This window comes from Sorangium sp. So ce302, from assembly GCF_051530145.1.
GTDB lineage: Bacteria > Myxococcota_A > Polyangia > Polyangiales > Polyangiaceae > Sorangium > Sorangium cellulosum_B.
Genome location: NZ_CP150326.1, coordinates 6,188,330 through 6,205,392 on the forward strand (window position 1 = coordinate 6,188,330; position 17,063 = coordinate 6,205,392).

11 protein-coding genes are annotated in these 17,063 nt (G+C 71.5%); 5 read left to right on the top strand and 6 right to left on the bottom strand.

Annotated features, from left to right (window positions below):
* Positions 1–47 precede the first annotated feature (47 nt).
* The gene (locus WME73_RS23420) at positions 48–1,067 is read left to right on the top strand and encodes a lactonase family protein (RefSeq protein ID WP_437917115.1); all 1,020 of its coding nucleotides are present in this window, start codon (positions 48–50) and stop codon (positions 1,065–1,067) included.
* Positions 1,068–1,321: 254 nt separating this feature from the next.
* Positions 1,322–1,876 (top strand): hypothetical protein, encoded by a 555-nt coding sequence (locus WME73_RS23425; protein ID WP_437917116.1) that lies wholly within the window; start codon positions 1,322–1,324, stop codon positions 1,874–1,876.
* Positions 1,877–1,994: 118 nt separating this feature from the next.
* Here WME73_RS23425 and WME73_RS23430 read toward each other — a convergent pair whose 3' ends face one another.
* On the bottom strand, positions 1,995–6,014 hold the full coding sequence (locus WME73_RS23430; protein WP_437917117.1) for a chemotaxis protein CheB: 4,020 nt from the start codon (positions 6,012–6,014) through the stop codon (positions 1,995–1,997).
* A gap of 249 nt (positions 6,015–6,263) precedes the next feature.
* The gene (locus WME73_RS23435) at positions 6,264–7,403 is read right to left on the bottom strand and encodes a lysylphosphatidylglycerol synthase transmembrane domain-containing protein (RefSeq protein WP_437917118.1); all 1,140 of its coding nucleotides are present in this window, start codon (positions 7,401–7,403) and stop codon (positions 6,264–6,266) included.
* Between the two features lie 316 nt (positions 7,404–7,719).
* Between WME73_RS23435 and WME73_RS23440 the strand changes: the two genes are divergently transcribed.
* Positions 7,720–9,009 (top strand): PAS domain S-box protein, encoded by a 1,290-nt coding sequence (locus WME73_RS23440; protein WP_437917119.1) that lies wholly within the window; start codon positions 7,720–7,722, stop codon positions 9,007–9,009.
* A 22-nt stretch (positions 9,010–9,031) separates the two neighbouring features.
* Here the strand turns inward: WME73_RS23440 and WME73_RS23445 are convergent, their stop codons facing one another.
* The 4 genes from WME73_RS23445 to WME73_RS23460 form a co-directional block, all read right to left on the bottom strand.
* Positions 9,032–10,000: a hypothetical protein gene (locus tag WME73_RS23445; protein WP_437917120.1), complete on the bottom strand. Its 969-nt coding sequence runs from the start codon at positions 9,998–10,000 to the stop codon at positions 9,032–9,034.
* Positions 10,001–10,153: 153 nt separating this feature from the next.
* Entirely contained in the window at positions 10,154–10,972 is an 819-nt protein-coding gene (locus WME73_RS23450; protein WP_437917121.1) for a HugZ family protein, read from the bottom strand.
* A 59-nt stretch (positions 10,973–11,031) separates the two neighbouring features.
* The gene (locus WME73_RS23455; RefSeq protein ID WP_437917122.1) at positions 11,032–12,861 is read right to left on the bottom strand and encodes a radical SAM protein; all 1,830 of its coding nucleotides are present in this window, start codon (positions 12,859–12,861) and stop codon (positions 11,032–11,034) included.
* Between the two features lie 26 nt (positions 12,862–12,887).
* Positions 12,888–14,171, bottom strand: coding sequence for a glycoside hydrolase family 1 protein (locus tag WME73_RS23460; RefSeq protein WP_437747609.1), 1,284 nt, complete (start codon positions 14,169–14,171; stop codon positions 12,888–12,890).
* 58 nt (positions 14,172–14,229) lie between these two features.
* Between WME73_RS23460 and WME73_RS23465 the strand changes: the two genes are divergently transcribed.
* The gene (locus WME73_RS23465) at positions 14,230–14,994 is read left to right on the top strand and encodes a tetratricopeptide repeat protein (protein ID WP_437917123.1); all 765 of its coding nucleotides are present in this window, start codon (positions 14,230–14,232) and stop codon (positions 14,992–14,994) included.
* A gap of 101 nt (positions 14,995–15,095) precedes the next feature.
* Positions 15,096–16,793, top strand: coding sequence for an AAA family ATPase (locus tag WME73_RS23470; RefSeq protein ID WP_437917124.1), 1,698 nt, complete (start codon positions 15,096–15,098; stop codon positions 16,791–16,793).
* Positions 16,794–17,063: the final 270 nt, after the last annotated feature.

Below are 17,063 nucleotides of genomic sequence, written 5' to 3' on the forward strand. Positions count from 1 at the left end.
CGGCCGGATGGTGGATACTGGCGCTGGCCTCCAGCCTCTTCGCCGCGATGATCCAAGCCGCCACCTACGTCTACGTCTCCAACGCCGAGAGCTGCGAGATCTCGGTGCTGCGCCTGGACCCCGCCGACGGGTCGCTGGCGCTGGTACAGGCCGTCGGCATCGAAGGCCAGGCCGGCCCGCTGGCGGTGTCGCCGGACCGACGCTTCCTCTACGTCGCGCTGCGCACCGAGCCCCACGCGGTGCAGAGCTTCGCGCTCGACGCGGCGAGCGGGCGGCTCGCGCCGCTGTCGGCGGCGCCGCTGCCCGACAGGATGTCGCACCTCATCACCGATCGCAGCGGGCGCCATCTCTTCGGCGCCTCCTACGGCGGCCACAAGACCAGCATCAGCCCGATCGGCAGCGACGGCACGGTGGGCGAGCCTGCCGCGGTGTTGCTCACCGGCCGCCATGCGCATGCCACGCTGGTGGATCCGTCGAACCGCTACGTCTTCGTCAGCGCCCTCGGCTCGGATGTGGTGGTGCAGTGGCGCTTCGACGCGGCCACTGGCCAGCTCACACCGAACGATCCGCCGGCGCTGCCTGTGCGTCCGCAGGCCGGCCCTCGCCACCTCGCGTTCGCTCCCGACGGGCGCATCGTCTACCTGCTCAACGAGCTGGACGCGCGCGTCGACGTCCTGGCCTTCGACGCCGAGCGCGGGACGCTGGCGCCGGTGCAGAGCCTCTCCACGCTGCCCGAGGGCTTCTCTGGCAAGCCCTGGGCGGCGGACCTGCACCTCACGCCCGACGGCCGCTTCCTCTACACATCGGAGCGCACCTCCAGCACGCTGGCCGGGTTCAGCGTCGATGCGCAGACCGGCCGCCTGAGCCTGGTCTCACACGCGCCCACGGAACAGCAGCCGCGCGGCTTCCAGATCGACCCCGGCGGCCGCTGGCTCGTCGCCGCCGGGCAGCTCTCGCATGCGGTGCGTGTGCACGCGATCGACCGCGAGAGCGGCCGGCTCACCTCCTCGACGTCGTACCCGGTGGGCCGAGGTCCCCACTGGGTGGAGATCCTGAGCTTCCCCTGATCTGAGCGCCGCGCGCGCGATGCCCCCGAGCTGGCGAAACTGGCGGCGCGGGTGGCGGCCGCCAGGTCCCGGAGCGCGGAGAGGGTCAAAAGATCCGGCAAAAAGGCGCGGCACACCGCTCGCACTACGTGCCCACCAGAACGCCGCGAGGTCCGACCTCGCGCTGGTCCCCGCCGTTGCGGGACAGCGCGAAGCCCGGAAGCGGCGTGCTGGCCCGAGCCGGCGCCACGCGCCGCGCTCGGATGGAGGTACCCATGTCGGTTCGTCATGCCATGTCCATGCTTCTCCCTGTCCTCGCGCTCGCCTGCTCCACCGCGCAAGGCGCCACCCCGGAGCCACCGGAGAGCCCCCCTCCGCAGCACGACGACGCAGCGGCGCCGGCCGGCTCGACGAGCGCGAAGAGCTTCGTCGACGCCGCGTCGTACTTCACCAGCTCGGAGGAGATCGACGCCTGGTACGGGCTGCTTCACGAGCTGAACGACGACTTCGACGTCGTGTGCGGCGACACCTTCTGCGAGGGCGATTTCAGCAACTACGAGCCGCTTCGATTCCGTTGCTCCGTCGAGGAGCACGCCGGGACGATAGGCCGCTGTGTGTGGGTCCTCGCCGCGAGCAACGAGGAGATCGTGGCTCCCACGGGCGATGTCGAGGTCGACGCGAGGATCTTCCTCTGCGAGATGCCCATCGCCCCGGACACGGCCGTGACCGACCTCGTCGAGGCGCTCTCGGCGGCGGCAGGTCGGGCGATCGACGCGGAGCTCCCCGGAACGGACCGCTCGCTCTACGACGGCCTCGTCGAATGCCTCTGACGGCCCGCCGGCGCCGGCCAGCTCGGTCGTCGAGCCGCGCTGGCGCCGCCTGACGCCCAGCGCAGACCGAAGCGCGCAGACGAAACGAGCTGGTTCGCTGGGCGCGGAGGCGTGGCGCTCAGGAAGGGCCCGTCGGGCGAGCGCTTCCGGCGCCGCTCTCGCCCGTCACCGGCTCGCCTTCGGCGAGCAGCCGCTTGAGCGTGGCGAGATCGACGGGCTTCACGAGGTGCTCGTTAAACCCGGCTTCACGCGCCCTCTGGCGGTCGCCCTGCTGCCCGTAGCCGGTGAGCGCGATCAGATAGACGTTCTTGTGCTGGGGTTTCTCTCGGACGCGGCGCGCGAACTCGAGGCCGTCGATCCCCGGCAGCCCGATGTCCACGATGGCCACGTGCGGGAGCACCTCGTCCATGAGCTCGATCCCCGAGATCCCGTGAGACGCCGAATGACACTCGAACCCGGCGCGCGCCAGGAGCGCGCAGAGCGCCTCGCGGCCGTCGTCGTTGTCCTCCACGACGACGATCCGCGATCTCCTGGGGAACTCCGCGAGGAGCGAGCCGCGCGTCGCCTCCTGCTCGGATGACGGCTCGGAGATCGGCAGCCGCACCTCGAACTCGCACCCTTTGCCCTCCCCGTCGCTCCGCGCGCTCACGGTGCCGCCGTGCTTTTCGACGAGGCCCCGGACGAGGGTGAGCCCCACGCCGAGCCCTCCCGCCGATCGGTCCAGGGTGCGGCTCGATTGCACGAAGAGCTCGAACACCGTGTCGAGCATCTCCTTCGGGATCCCGAGGCCGTCGTCCTTCACGCGGACCACCGCGTGTCCGTCAAGGCGCTTGGCCTCCAGGGCGACATGCCCCCCTCGCGACGTGTACTTCGCGGCGTTGTTGAGCAGGTTCACGTGAACCTGCTGGAGCCGCGCGGGGTCGCCCTCGACCCAGATCGGCTCTGGATCGACCACGACCGAGAAATCGACGCCGCGCGTGTCCATGAGGTTCCTGACCGCGTCGGCGGCGTCCTTCACCACCGAGCCGAGGTCGAGCACGCGCTTTCGAAGCTCGATCTTGTTCTGCGTGACGCGGCTCGCCTCCAGCAGATCGTCGAGCAGGCGCGCCATCTGCGCGGACTGACGCTCGAGGATCTGGACGACCTTCTCGTCGAGCCCGGACGCGCCGTCCGACGCGGAGCAGTCTTCCTTGAGCAGCGCCGTGGCGTGGACGATCGCGCCGAGAGGGTTGCGGAGCTCGTGCGACAGCATGGCGAGGAACTCGTCGCGCCTGCGCACGGCGTCCTTGATCTGTTCCTCGGATCGCTTTTGCGCGGTGACGCTCCGGAAGATCCCGATGATACCCACGATGTGGCGCGCCGCATCGATGAGCGGGAGCCGCGTGACGAGGTCCCACTCCACGGCGCCGTCCTGCCGCACGCGCTTCTCCAGCTTGTAATGCTGCGCCTCGCCGGTCCGCAGCACCACCTCGTCCTGCTGATGAACGGCGAGCGCCGCCTCGTACCCAGGCAGCTCGAAGCCGGTCTTGCCCGCCGCTTCGCGCGGATCGGAGAGGCCGAGGCGCTCCGCCATGGCGTGGTTCGTGCGAATGAACCGGCCGCGCGCGTCCTTGAAGTAGATCGCGTCGGGCACGCTGCGGAGCAGGCTATTCAGGAGATAGCGCTCGTGGAAGAGCGCGTCCTCCGCCGCCTTCAGGCCGCTCACGTCGATGAGCGTGAGCACGACCCCCGCGATGGTGCCCTTGGCACGGTAGGGGAGGATGCGAAGAAAGAACGAGCGACCATGCCGGTCGCGCAGCTCGCGCTCCACGCGCTCCCCCGTCGCGAGCACGCGCTTGAGATCCGCGGTGAGCTCCGGGTGGTCGACCGCATACGTGAACGTCTCGATCGGCCTGCCGACGTCCTGCAAGAGCAGGTTGAAGCTCTCCGCCATCTGCGGCGTGAATTTCCTGATCTTGAGCTCCCTGTCGAGGAAGATCGTGCCAATGTCCGTGCTCGACAGGAGGTTCTCCATGTCGTTTCCGAGCTCGGTGAGATCGGCGATCTTCCGCTGGTACTCCGCGTTCACCGAGTAGAGCTCCTCGTTGACGCTCTGGAGCTCCTCGTTCGTGCTCTGCAGCTCCTCGTTGGAAGCGAGGAGCTCTTCGTTCGCCGCCTGCAGCTCCTCGTTGCTCGCCTCGAGCTGCTCGGTCATCGCCTGCAAGGTCTGCTTCGTGTAACCGAGCTCCGCCTCGAGCGCGCCGAGCTGCTCGCGCGAGACGTCGTCCAGGTCGATCTCCTTCTCCGGCATCGCCGCCCGCCGCGGCGCCCCCTCGATCGCGTCGAAGGTGATGAGGACGTGGGGCAAGGTGCCTCGCCGGCTCTCGACCCGGCGCATCGTGATCTTGTAGACGCCGCCCTCCGCGTGCACCCCCTTGAACACGATCGCCGTGCGCTCCTTGATGACGCGCTGCAGGCCCCCCATCAGCACCATCTTGAGGTCGCAGTCCAGCATCTCGAAGGCGTCGAGCCCCTGTCTGCCATCCTTGACCTTCAGGAATCGGCTCGCGCCGCCGAACGCGTGGACGAGCTCCCCTGCGTCATTGACGAGGAGGCTCGGAGGCATGAACTCGTCGAGCAGCGCGTCGTAGGTCCCGAGCAAGTGCGACGCCGGGTGGCGCGCGACGGGCGCGGTGATGCCCGAGCGCGGGGCGCTCTGGCCCTTCGGCGATGCCGGCTGAAAGCGGGGCTCGACCTGCATCCGCCGGTCGCTGTACTTCCGGTAGATCCGCCATTGCTTGTCGACGATCTCGAAGTCGTGCGCAAGGTGCCCCGGGGTCTCGCTGGGCCCGAGGAGCACCACGCCCCCGCGTTTGAGCGCGAAGTGAAAGAGGCTCAGGACCTTCTGCTGCACCGCCGGCTGGAGGTAGATGAGCATGTTACGGCAGCTGATGAAGTCGACGCGCGTGAACGGCGCGTCCTTGATCACGTTGTGGTGCGCGAAGACGACCGCCTGGCGGAGATCGGGGACAATCTGGTAGCTGCGTCCGCGCCGGATGAAATGCCGCTCGAGACGCTCGGGCGAGACGTTCACCACCGCCTCTTCCTCGTAGATCCCGCGCGTCGCGACCTCGAGCGATCCGTGGTGCACGTCGGTCGCGAAGATCTTGAACGGGCGGTGGCCACTCCGGGACGTGAGCTCGTGGAGGAGGATGGCGAGCGAATAGACCTCTTCGCCCGTCGCGCACCCGGCGACCCACACGCGGAACGGGGCGTCGCGCGGTCCCGCTCGCAGGAGCTCGGGGAGCACCGAGCGCTCGAGGATGCCGAACGCTTCCTCGTTCCGGAAGAAGCGCGTCACGCCGATGAGGAGGTCACGGTAGAGCACGTCGAGCTCGCTCGACTTGCTCTTCAAGCGCTCGACGTACTGTTCGATATCGTCCGTATGCGCGAGCTGGATCCGTCGCTCGATGCGCCGGGTGACCGTGCTCGGTTTGTAGTGCGTGAAGTCGATGCCGAACTGCTCCTCGAGCATCCTGTAGACCGCGCTCATCCCCTGATCGACGCTGGCCGCGTCCCGCTCCGGCCGGCGCCCCTGGGACCTCACGTGCTCGAGGAGGACGCGCGGCATGTCCTGGGGAGGCAGGACGCAGTCGGCCACGCCGGCGTCACGCGCGGTCTTCGGCATTCCATCGAACTGCGCGCTGTCGACGTCCTGCACGACGACCAGCCCGCCGGCCTCGTGGACCGCGCGGATCCCCCGTGAGCCATCGCTCCCACCCCCGGAGAGGATCACGGCGATCGCCCGCGGGCCGCAGTCCTGCGCGAGGGACCGAAAGAACACGTCGATCGGCAGCGCGAGCTCCTGGTCGCGGTCCCTCTCGCTGAGGAGGAGGCGGTCGCCGGAGATGATCATCTCCTTCTTCGGCGGGATCAGATAGATGTGGTCGGGCTCGACCGGCATGCCGTTCTCGACGAGGTGGATGGGCAGCTCGGTGCGGCGCCCGAGGATCTCGTCCATCAGGCTCTTGAAGTCTGGCGACAGGTGCTGGACCACGACGAAGGCCATCCCGCTCTCCTTCGGGATGTTCTCGAAGAAGTGCTCGAGCGCCTCGAGCCCCCCCGCCGAAGCGCCGATCCCCACCACGTAAGGCGCCACGGCTGGCCGGGCTGCGCGGGTTCTTGTCTTTGTGGCATCGCGCAGCTCGCGTTCGGTCGACATGACCGACCTCGACGGCAGCAAGCATGCCCAGGCTGTGGCCGCTGGCGAGCGCCTTCACCTGGGCCAAAATCCCCGGAATTCAGGCGGAGGGCGGACGTCGGACGTGTGACAAATTGCCTCGCTGCGCGCCACATGTGGTGGTCTTGCGGCGTCGCGACGGCCTCGTCATCTCATCACCACACCGTCTCATCCTCTCGTCGCCTCGCTTCCCGCCGTGGGTGCGGGCGCCGGGCGGAAGGCCGCCCGGCCGCCGAAGAACACGAGCAGGCCGAGCGCTATCCACACGAGCTCCTTGGCGCGCTTGACGAGGACGAAGGCGGCGCCCACCGTGGCGGCGGCGGGCACGCCGAGCGCGGTCAGGAAGGCGACATAGCCGGCGTCCTGCACGCCGAGCCCGGCAGGCACCATGAAGGCGGCGGCGCGGAGGAGCGCGAGGACGACCTCGAACGAGAGGACCTCGGAGAGCGAGACGTCGACCCCGAGGAGCCGGAGGAAGAAGTACGTCTCCGCCCCCTCGGCGAGCCACATCCCGAGCAGCAGCAGCGCCGCCGCGGCGAGCGCAGCGCGACGCTCCCCGAGCGCGGCCGCGTGCCTGTCGGTCGCGGAGAAGGCCGCGGCCCTCGCGTCGATATAGGCCTTCACGCGCTGGCCGGGCAGGCGCTTCAGCCACGCGAAGACCCGCGATGCGACCGTGCCCGAGAGGAGCGCGCCCCCGAGCGCGAGCGCCACGGCGAGCAGGCCGAGCCCCGAGAGGACCACGAGCCACGGGAGCCACGGCCCGCCGATCAGGGGGCGCGAGGCACGCTCCAGGTGGTTGAAGCCGAGCGCGAGGGCGATCGCCACATACGCCGCGTTCGCGAGGACGATCAGCGCCCTGCGCGCCGCGATGCCGGCGACGCCCTGCGGCCCCGGGATCCCGCACCACCGGTGCAGCAGATAGAACGTGACCGACTCGGAGAGGGCAGCGCCGGCGGGGACGCTCATGTTGAGCGCCTCGGTCGACAGCGTGAGCGCGAGATACCGGGAGAACGGCGCGTGGCGGCCGGACGCGGGGTTGCGCGTGCGCGTGTCGAAGACGCGCCGGCTCGCTTCGGCCTGGAAGAGCCGCGCGACGAGGTTGGGGACGAGGGCGAGCGCCATCATCGGCGCTCCCACTGAGGCGATGAGCGCCGCGACGCTCGGGAGATCCGCGCCGCGCAGCGTGCTCCAGAGCGCCGCCCCCGCGACGGCGACCCCGAGCCACCTCAGCGCGACGGCGCCCGCGCCCGGGCGGGCTCGCGCCCCGGGGAGAGGCTCATCGTGGGCGTCACGGGCAAGGAAGGTCATCGCACGTTCGCGCTCCGGCGCCGGCCGAGGGCCTGAGGTTGAGGGCGAGTGCTCGTATCGCGCAGGCGCGTCGCGCGCTGATGTCATGGGCGCAACGCCGCGGCGACACGTCGCGGCACGCCGCGACAAGCGCGGCGGTGCGTCGAGCTCGTCCGCTCCGGTCGAGCGCGCCCGACGCGCCCGGGCAGCCGACGAGCGCGCGGCTTGACGCCGGGATCGGCTATCGTCCTGGTTCGTTGGAGACGCGCGGGAGGGGAGAGCGGCTCCTCGGCGGGGTGGGAGGGGGGCGGCCAGAAGGATGGAAGGAAGAGCGAACGTGGAGACAGATCAGGAAAGCATCGAGCGGCTCCGGGTGGAGAACGCTGGATTGCGCAAGGAGATCGACAGGCTCCATGAGCAGCTGGGGCGCCGGGAGGAGCGGACACGGCTGATCCTGCAGGCGGCCGGCGAGGGGTTCCACGTCGTCGGGATGAACGGCGAGATCCTCGACTGCAATCCATCCTTCGCCGGCATCGTGGGTTACGACCGGAGCGAGCTCCTGACGATGAACATCGGCCAGATCGACCCGCGGCCGCCGCGCGAGATCGCGATGGTCATCGAGGAGATCAAGGCCAGGGGGTCGCTCCGCTTCCTCGCGAGGCACCGCCACAAGGACGGCCACCTGATCGACGTCGAGGTGAGCTCTCACCTCGTCCAGAGCGGTGACGAGCAGTTCTTCTCGGCCTTCTCGCGCCCCCTCACGGAGCAGCTGAAGCGCGAGCAGGCGCTGCGCGAGAGCGAGCAGAAGTTCCGGGCGATCTTCGACGAGACCTCGATGTTCATCGGCCTGCTCACCCCGCACGGGGACCTGATCGAGTGCAACCGGACGATGGCCGATTTCACCGGGGCGCGGCCGGGCGAAGCGCGCGGCGGGCCGCTCTGGCAGGCGCCGTTCTGGGTCGGCGGAGCGAGCGCAGGGGAGCGGATCAGGGAGTGCGTCCGCCGGGCGGCGGCGGGCGAGCCGTCGTCGTGCGAGGTGAAGCTCCACGGGCCCGGCGGGCGCGTGGCGACGCTCGACCTCAAGATGAAGCCGATCCTCGACACGCTGGGCCAGAGCGTCCTCCTGATCGCCGAGGGCTACGACGTGACCGAGCTCCGGCGGGCCGAGGCGGAGCGCGCGGCGCTTCAAGCGCAGATGATCGACGCGCAGGAGGCGACCATCCGGGAGCTCTCGACGCCGCTCATCCCGCTCGACGCGGGGATCCTGGTGATGCCCCTCGTCGGGCGGCTCGACCGGGTGCGCATCGAGCAGCTGCTGGAGCGCTTGCTGCAGGGGGTGGTGGCGCAGCGCGCGGCCACGGTCATCCTCGACGTCACCGGCGTGCCGGTGGTGGACGCCGAGATCGCGGACTCGCTGATCAGAGCGGCCCAGGCGGTCAAGCTGCTCGGCGCGGAGGTCATCCTCACCGGCGTCGGCCCCGAGGTGGCGCAGACGATGGTGGGTATCGGCATCGACCTCCGGGAGATCGTCACGCTGAGCTCGCTCCAGAGCGGGCTCCACCACGCGCTGGGGCGCTCGCGCCGCGGCGGGAGGAGGTCGAGCAGCCCGCGGCGCCGCGACGGGTGACGGAGCTCCTGCTCGGATCTCGTCAGCGGTGCATCGGCTCGGCGAGCCAGCGGACCAGCGCGTCGCTGTCGAGATCCAGCAGGGCATCCTCGACCTCGCCCGCCCCGATGGCCTGTGCGCGCTCGACGATCGAGCGCTCCTCCTCGGCGGTCGGCTGGCGCCCGACCCGCCGCGCGAAGAGGCGGCCGAGGAGCTCGGCGATGGCCTTCTGCGCCCCCGCCTGCGCCCCCGCCCGCGCGGCCTCCTGCGCGGCCACCTTCGCGCCCTCCTGTTCGGCCTCGGCGAGCATTTCTTCGATGATCGGTATGGTCCGGAGCAGCTTCTTCTCCGTCTCCCTGTCCTCCATCAGCATGACGAGCTCCTTCCGCAAGTTGTGCCCCCAGGGGTCGATGGCGGCCATGACCAGGAGCGCTGTATATAGCTCGATCCGTTCCTCGACGGTCGCCGCCCGCGCGGAGATCTCCGCGACGACCTCACGCATCGCCGCGGCGGTGGCGTCCCTGGTAAGCGGGGCGAACACGAGCCAGAACACGCTGCCTCGCGCCCGGAGCTCGGCCATCGTGCGCTGGTAGACCGCGTCGACACGAAAGTGCGTGCCGCTGAACCGCCGCCCCCGCCAGGACGTACGGCGCTTCCCTGTCGCGGGCAAACGCCGCCGGCGACCCGAGAGGACCACGGCGACGCTCTCGATCGGCGGTACCGGCGCTCCGGGAGCCTCGCGCCGGAGCGCGGAGAAGAGGAAGCCGAGGTACTCGAACATCTGGTCGGGCACGTCGTCGCGCAACGCGAAGCAGAACTCGACGTGCAGCACGCGCAGCTCGGCGCCGATGCGCAGGCGCAGCGCCTTGTCGAGGCGTCGCTCGAGCTTCGTGACCTGGGTGTCGATCCAGCCGAGGACCTCGACCGACCTGTGCTCGGGGACAAAGACGCACGCCAGGTCGTCAGGAAACCGTCGGGCGATGTGGCGCAAGGTGATGTCGGCGTCTCCCATGCGGCGCGATCTCGGCAGATCGCGTGCCATGGGCCGGAGCGCCAGAATCAGCGTCGTGTTGGCAGAGAGGAGCGCGCTCCGGGGCTGGCGCCGCCATGGCGGACGGCGGCCTCACCCACGCCGGCGGCAGGAGGGCGCCCGCGCGGCGCGCCGCTAGGCGGTGCGGCCGCGGGCCTCGCGCACCAGCGCCACCATCGCCTTCCGCACCTCGTCCGTCCTCGATACGGGCGCGTCGAACGGGAGGCGTGCCGCCTTCGGCCCCGCCGGCGTGATGATATCCAGCTCGAAGCCGTAACGATCGACCGAGGTCATCGTGGCGCCGGTGGCGTCCTTGATCCCGGCGAGGACCTTCGCGTACGCGAGGACCGCGTCGGCGTGATCGGTGTTCATGTGCTCGAGGATGCCCGCGGTGTCGGCGGCGAGCGGATCGGGCTCGGCGGCCGCGTACGCGTCGGCCTCGACCCAGGACATGCGGCCGAAGCCGCCGACGTACCGGATCGACACCGGGTCGAGCCGGTAGAAAGAAAAGTCCGTGAAATCCACGTAGTACGACGCACGCGGGTGCGTCGCGAGGAAGCTCGTCCGGGCGGCGGCCGCCTCCGCGCCTTCGAGGGGGCGGCACGGGCCGATCAGGGTCATCCGGCCGAGCGCGAGCGGGTCGGCCAGGCCCTCGGCGGGCTCGGCGAGGAGCAGTGACGCCTCGGCGCGGACCTTGAGGTTGCCAGTGTGCTCGGCGAGCGCCGAGAGCAGCAGCAGCGGGCGCCCGTGCGCGTCCACGGTGACGGCGACGAGCGAGCCGTACGGATAACCGGCGGGATCCCGCGCGAGCGTGCACAGCGTGGCAGCGCGGGCCCGCTGCGCCAGCGTGCGGCAGCGCTCGGCGTGGCTCGGCGCCTTCGCGCCCTGGAGAGGTGGATCCGCCGCCGGCTCCGGGCCGGCGCCGGGGCGGCCGTGGTCTGTGCTCGTCGACATGGAAGGGCGGGTAGCACGCCGGGAGGGCCGGAGGAACCGGGGCGCCGCGCCGCCCGGCGCTACGACGGCAGCACCCGGAGCCGCCCGCGCTGCGCCGCTGCGTCGCGGCCGGCGGCCTCGGCCGCGCGCGGCGGCGCGGGCCGCGCCACGGCCTGCGGCCACACGGCGAAGTCCTCCGGGAGCGGCCCGGGGAGCGCCGGCTGCGCCGTCCGCTCCAGGAGCTGGAAGTCGCAGCGCGCGACGAGATCGAGCGGGAGCCCCTTGCCCGGCCCGCCCTTCGCGAACCACGCGCGCGCCGCCTGCACGTTGCGGATGAGCACCGCGTGCTGCGGGTCGCGCTTCGCGGCCGCCGTGAAGTGGTCCTGCATCGCCTGCCAGTCGCGCCGGCCCGCCGCGACGCACGCGAGCGCGTTGAGCACGAGCCCCGGCAGCGGATGGCCGAGCTCCAGCGCGCGCGCGGCGTGCCGCTCCGCGAGGTCGAGCTGCCCCGCGTCGAGGTAGGCGACGCCGAGCTCGAGGTGCGCCGCGTGGTGATCGCCGAGCCGCTCGAGGATCGCCAGGCGCTCCCCCACCCCCTCGCGGTAGACCTCGCGCAGCCCCTTGTTCCGCTCGAACCAGGCGCTCATCAGCGCCGTGTCCTCCTCCGAGGCGTCGAACGGCGTCTTGAGCTCCTGGAAGTCGCCGCGGAAATAGACGTCGCGCTGAAGCCAGCCGGCCGCCTCCGCGTCGTCGAAGTCGCGCGTGCCGGGGTAGATGGACAGGCACGAGAAGATGTACTGGTGCGGCCTCGCCGCCTCCAGGAACGCGAGCGTCTCCCGGAACGTCTCCGCCGTCTCGCCGCGGTTGCCCAGCATCATGTAGTAGCGGACCTGGATCCCGTACTTCTTCGCGAGCTCTGTCGACTCGATGATCTTCTTGACCGTGATCTTCTTGTCGATGTTCTTCAGGATGGACGGCGAGCCCGACTCGACGCCGAGGCTCAGGCGCTGGCAGCCGGCGAGGCGCATCTCGCGGAGCAGCTCCTCGCCGAGCACGTCGACGCGCGTGTCGCAGCTCCACAGGAAAGAGATCTTCCGATCGCGGATGCCGCGGCAGATCTCGATGACGCGCTTGCGGTTCGTCGTGAAGGTGTCGTCCTTGATCTGGACCATCTTCACCGGCAGCTTCGCCACGGCGGCCTCGATGGAGTCGAGCACGTAGGGCACCGACTGGCCCCGGAAGCCGCGGCCCCAGGTCGCCTCGGCCCCGCAGAACGTGCACGCCCAGGCGCAGCCGCGCGAGGTCATCACGATGTGCGTGGCGAAGTGATCGTGCGGCGACGCGAGCGCGTCGAGCTCCTCGATCGCGGGCCGGGGCGGGCCGAGCTCGACCCGGCCGTCGACGCGGTACGCCGTGCCGGCGACGCCGAGCGCGGGCCGGCCGGCCTCGAGGCGCTCGAGGAGCTCGAGGAACGAGTGCTCGCTCTCGCCGAGCGTCACCGTGTCGATCTCGGGGTGGTGCCGCAGCATCTCGGCCGCGAGCGGGGTCGCGTGCGGCCCGCCGACGACGATGTGCGCCCCGGGGTGGAGCCGCCGGATGCACCGGGCGGTGAGCGCCACGCCGCGCCGGTTGGCGGTCCAGCACGACAGGCCGAACACGTCCGCGCCGAGCTCGCGCACGACCCGCTCGACCTGCGAGAACGGGTACGATGAGAGGTTCAGCACCTTCACCTGATGGCCCGCGCGGAGGGCCTGCGCGCCCAGCGAGAAGAGCCCGTACGGGGTCTGGTGGAAGTCCGGGTCGAGGTCGCCCTCGCGGTACTCGGCCGGCGGGCCGTCGCCGCTCGTGTCGGGCGCCTCCCCGGGCGCGGGGATCTTCCAGGGCGGTGGGTAGAGCAGCGCGATGCGCATCGATCCTGCCTTTCCGGTGCCGTCCGTCACGCGGGCGCGGCGCCGCGCTCGCTCCGCGCGCCGCCCGGGCCGTCTGCCTCGATGCGGCGCGCGCGCGCGATCCGGGCGTAGAGCTCGGCGCTCGGCCGCGGGCTGCGCTCCTGGGTCACGCGGTCGACCTCGACCAGCCCGAAGCGCGGGGCGTACCCCTCGGCCCACTCGAAGCCGTCGAGCAGCGACCAGTGCATGTACCCGCGCACGTCGACGCCGCGCTCGATGGCCCGCGCGACCTCCGCGAGGTGCCGCACGAGGAACCGCGGGCGCTGGTCGTCGTCGGCGTCGGCGATGCCGTTCTCCGTGATGTAGATCGGGACCCGGGCGCGGGGCCACCAGGCGTCGAGCACGTAGCCGAGCCCCTCCGGGTAGATCTCCCAGCCGAGATCGCTGACCTCCGCCCCCTCGGGGACGAGCCGCCGGAGGAACCCCGCGCGCGCGTGCGCCGCCGAGAAGCGGACCAGGTCACGGCTGTAGTAGTTCACGCCGAAGAAGTCGTGCAGGCCGCTGTCGCAGACGGCGCGCGCGAACGCGTCGTTGAACAGCCGCTCGAAGAGGGCCGCCCACATGCGGTCGGCGAGCCGCCCGAACCGCTCCGGCTCGATGACGCGCAGGTGGTGCGCGACGCCGACCGAGATGGAATGCCCGCGCCGGCCCGCGGCCTCGTGCATGGCGCGGTACATGGCGGCGTGGGCGCGGAAGAGGTTCTGGTGGGCGCGCACCGCCTCGACGGGCGAGCTCCGCGCCGGCGGCCAGACGCCGAGCAGGTGGGCCTGCAGGGCGAGCATGTTGGGCTCGTTGATGGTGACCCAGAGCTGGCACAGGTCGCCGAGCGCCTCGACGGCGCGCTCGGCGAAGCGCGAGAGGAGCGAAGGCAGATCCTGCGAGAGCAGGCCGCCCCGCTGCGCGACCCAGCGCGGCAGGGTGACGTGATGGACGGTGACCATCGGGGTGATCCCGGCGTCCCGGTGCGCGCCGAGCACGTCCCGGTAGTGGTCCCACGTGGCCGGATCGAACTCGCCCGGCTCCCGCTCGACGCGGGCCCACTCGATTGAGAGCCGGTGCGCCCCCATACAGAGCCGCGCCTGGAGCGCGACGTCCTCGCGGAAGCGATGCAGCTGGTCGCACGCGTCGTCCGGCGTGTCGCCGCCGCGGACGCGCCCCGGCTCGCGCGCGAACGCGGCCCAGTCGCTCTGCGCGCAGTGCCCCTCGACCTGTGTGGCGGAGGCGGCAGTGCCGAACAGGAACCCGTCCGGGAAGCGCAGATCCTCACCCATGAGCGCGCATCCTACGCGAACTCGCGCCGGGCGGCTGCCTTCCGGAGCAGCCGTCCGATTGCTCCAGGGGCCGGGCGCCGGTACGCTCGGCCCCGTGTGCGCGGCGCGGTGCGTAGATGCGGGGGGCGCGCGGCGGCGAGCGCGCGCCCTCGCCGCCGCCTCGCTCGCCGCGGCGCTGCTGCACGGGGCCGCGCCGGCCCGGGCGGACGGGGTCGGCTGGGCGACGGCGCAGGCCGCCGAGATGACGCGCCAGGCCGAGGCTCGCGCCGCGGCCGGCGAGGCCGACGTGGCGCTGCAGCGGTACCTGGAGGCGGTCCGCTTCGACGCGACCTACGGCCCGGCGTACCTCGGGCTGGGCGCGCTGTACGAGCGGGCGGGCGATCCGCGCGAGGCGGAGCGCGCGTACACCGTGGGGCTGGACCACGTGAGCGGCTTCGTCGAGGGCCACCGCGCCCGGGCGGCGCTGCGGTCGCGCGAGGGGCGGCGCGAGGAGGCGATCGCCGACCTGGAAGCGGCGGCGGCGCTCCGCGGCGACGACGGCAGGCTGCTCCAGGAGCTCGCGGCCGCGTACGTGGCGGCGGGCGCGCTGCCGGCTGCGCTCGGCGTCGCGCGGCGGCTCTCGGCGCTCGCCGCGCGGAACGGCGATCGCGCCCTCGCGGCCACGGCGACGACGCAGGCGCGCGCGCTGTCGGTGCTGGTCGGCGAGGCCGATCCCGTGCGCGCCGGCGGCGCCGATCGCGGCCCGGTCCGGCGCGCGCTCGCGCGGCACGCCGCGGCGCCTTCGCGGGGGAGCGCGGCGGATCGGCGGCGCGAAGGGCGGTGATGCCACGACGCCGGCCCGGCGGCCGTATCGGGCCGCGGGCGCGACCAGCGGCGCGGCTCGCTTGACCTCCTGTCGGGCGGGCCGCATACGGCTGGAATCCCATGTCCCTCCGCGTCGCGCTCGGCATCGACGATTTCCGCCAGCTCCGCGAGTCCGGGCTGGAGTACGTCGACAAGTCCCACCTCATCCTGGAGCTCGTCGACAAAGGGGGCGTCCAGGTCGTTCTCCTCCCCCGCCCCCGGCGGTTCGGCAAGACCCTGAACCTGTCGATGCTGCGCTGGTTCTTCGAGAAGCGGCAGGAGGACCTGTCCCACCTGTTCGAAGATCTCTCGGTATGGCGGGCCGGAGAGCGCTATCGCGAGCACTTCCAGCGGTATCCCGTCATCTACCTGACGCTGAAGGGAGCGAAGCAGGAGACGTTCGAGCGCTGCTGGGCTGCCCTGCGAGAGAAGATCGTCGAGCTCTACAACCAGCACCGCCACGTGCTCGACAGCGGCCAGCTCGGGGAGGTGGAGCAGCGCCGCTATAAGGACGTGCTGGACGGCACGGCATCCGAGGCCGTGTATGGTCGGGCGCTCCTGGATCTGTCGAGCCACCTCCACCGCCTCCATGGCGAGCGCGTCGTGATGCTCATCGACGAGTACGACGAGCCCATCCACGCCGGGTATCTGCACGGTTATGCGCCGAGGATCCTCGACTTCGTGCGCACGTTCCTCACCGAGGGGCTGAAGGGCAATCCGCACCTCCACAGGGCCGTCCTCACCGGCATCCTCCGGGTGGCGCGCGAGAGCATCTTCTCCGGGCTCAACAACGTGGTCGCCTATTCGCTCCTCCGATCGGACTTCAACACCTGCTTCGGGTTCACGGAGGCCGAGGTGGAGGCGCTGCTCGAGAAGGCGGGGCGGCGCGGCCTGCTGGAGGTGATCCGCGCCTGGTACAACGGGTACGACTTCGGCGGCGCCGTCATCTACAACCCCTGGTCGATCCTCAGCTTCCTCGAAGGGCAAGACCAGGATCCGCTCCCGTTCTGGCTCGGCACGAGCTCCAACGATCTCATCCAGAAGGTGATCGAGGAGCACGCCGTGACGCTGCAGCCCGCGCTGGAGGTGCTGATGGAGGGAGGCGAGATCGAGCGCGTGCTCGAGGAGAACGTGGCCATCGGCGACCTCGCGCAGAACGAAGATGCGCTGTTCGGGCTGCTGGTCTTCTCGGGATACCTGCGCGCCGAGAAGCGCTCGCGCGGCCACGGGGAGCAGCCCGCGCACGCCCTGAAGATCCCGAACCGCGAGGTGCGGCTGCTCTACACGGGCACGTTCCGCCGCTGGGCGGAGGCGCGGCTCAGGCGGCAGGGCAGCAGCATGCAACGACTCCTCGCCGCGCTTCTCTCGGGCGACGCGGCGGGGTTCGAAGCGGAGCTCCAGGCTTTCGTGGCCGGCGTGCTCTCGTACCACGACGCGACGAGGGTCGATCCGGAGGCGGTCTATCACGGCTTCGTCGCCGGCCTGCTCGCGGCGCTCGAGCCGGGCCATCAGGTGCGCTCCAACCGCGAATCCGGGCAAGGGCGGCCCGACGTGATGATCCGGCCGGTGCAGCCGGGCCGGCCTGGCGTCGTGCTCGAGCTCAAGGTCGCCCGCGCGTCGCGGGTCAGCCTTGAGCAGGCGCTCGACGAGGCCGTGGCGCAGATCCGGGCGCGCGACTACGCCGCCGAGCTCCGCGCGAGCGGCGCCGCGCCCATCTTCGCGATGGCCGTCGCGTTCGACGGTAAGGTCGTCCGCGTCCGGTCCGGGGAGCCCGGATAACCGGGCTCCCCTGCGGCGGGCGGCCCCGGACGGGGCAGATTGTCACGATCGCCCCGCCGCCCGAGGAGCAGCGCGCCGCGGATGCGAGCAGCGCGCCGGAGCCGGATCTCCCGGCGATGTCCCGCTGGCACCTCGGTTGCTCCACCCTCCGCGCCGCGGTTGCACGCGCAGGCTGGCACGGGATCGGCACGGACACGCGGCGTCCAGGACCTCGGCCATCTCTGCAGAGCGCGGCGGCCTGCGCCTCTCGGCCGGCCGGCGCGCCGCCCC

Bases quoted from the DNA above. Each gene is read 5' to 3' on its own strand.
- WME73_RS23420 (WP_437917115.1), top strand. From the start codon at position 48: ATGATCCAAGCCGCCACCTACGTCTACGTCTCCAACGCCGAGAGCTGC.
- WME73_RS23425 (WP_437917116.1), top strand. From the start codon at position 1,322: ATGTCGGTTCGTCATGCCATGTCCATGCTTCTCCCTGTCCTCGCGCTC.
- WME73_RS23435 (WP_437917118.1), bottom strand. From the start codon at position 7,403: ATGACCTTCCTTGCCCGTGACGCCCACGATGAGCCTCTCCCCGGGGCG.
- WME73_RS23445 (WP_437917120.1), bottom strand. From the start codon at position 10,000: ATGGGAGACGCCGACATCACCTTGCGCCACATCGCCCGACGGTTTCCT.
- WME73_RS23450 (WP_437917121.1), bottom strand. From the start codon at position 10,972: ATGTCGACGAGCACAGACCACGGCCGCCCCGGCGCCGGCCCGGAGCCG.
- WME73_RS23455 (WP_437917122.1), bottom strand. From the start codon at position 12,861: ATGCGCATCGCGCTGCTCTACCCACCGCCCTGGAAGATCCCCGCGCCC.
- WME73_RS23460 (WP_437747609.1), bottom strand. From the start codon at position 14,171: ATGGGTGAGGATCTGCGCTTCCCGGACGGGTTCCTGTTCGGCACTGCC.
- WME73_RS23470 (WP_437917124.1), top strand. From the start codon at position 15,096: ATGTCCCTCCGCGTCGCGCTCGGCATCGACGATTTCCGCCAGCTCCGC.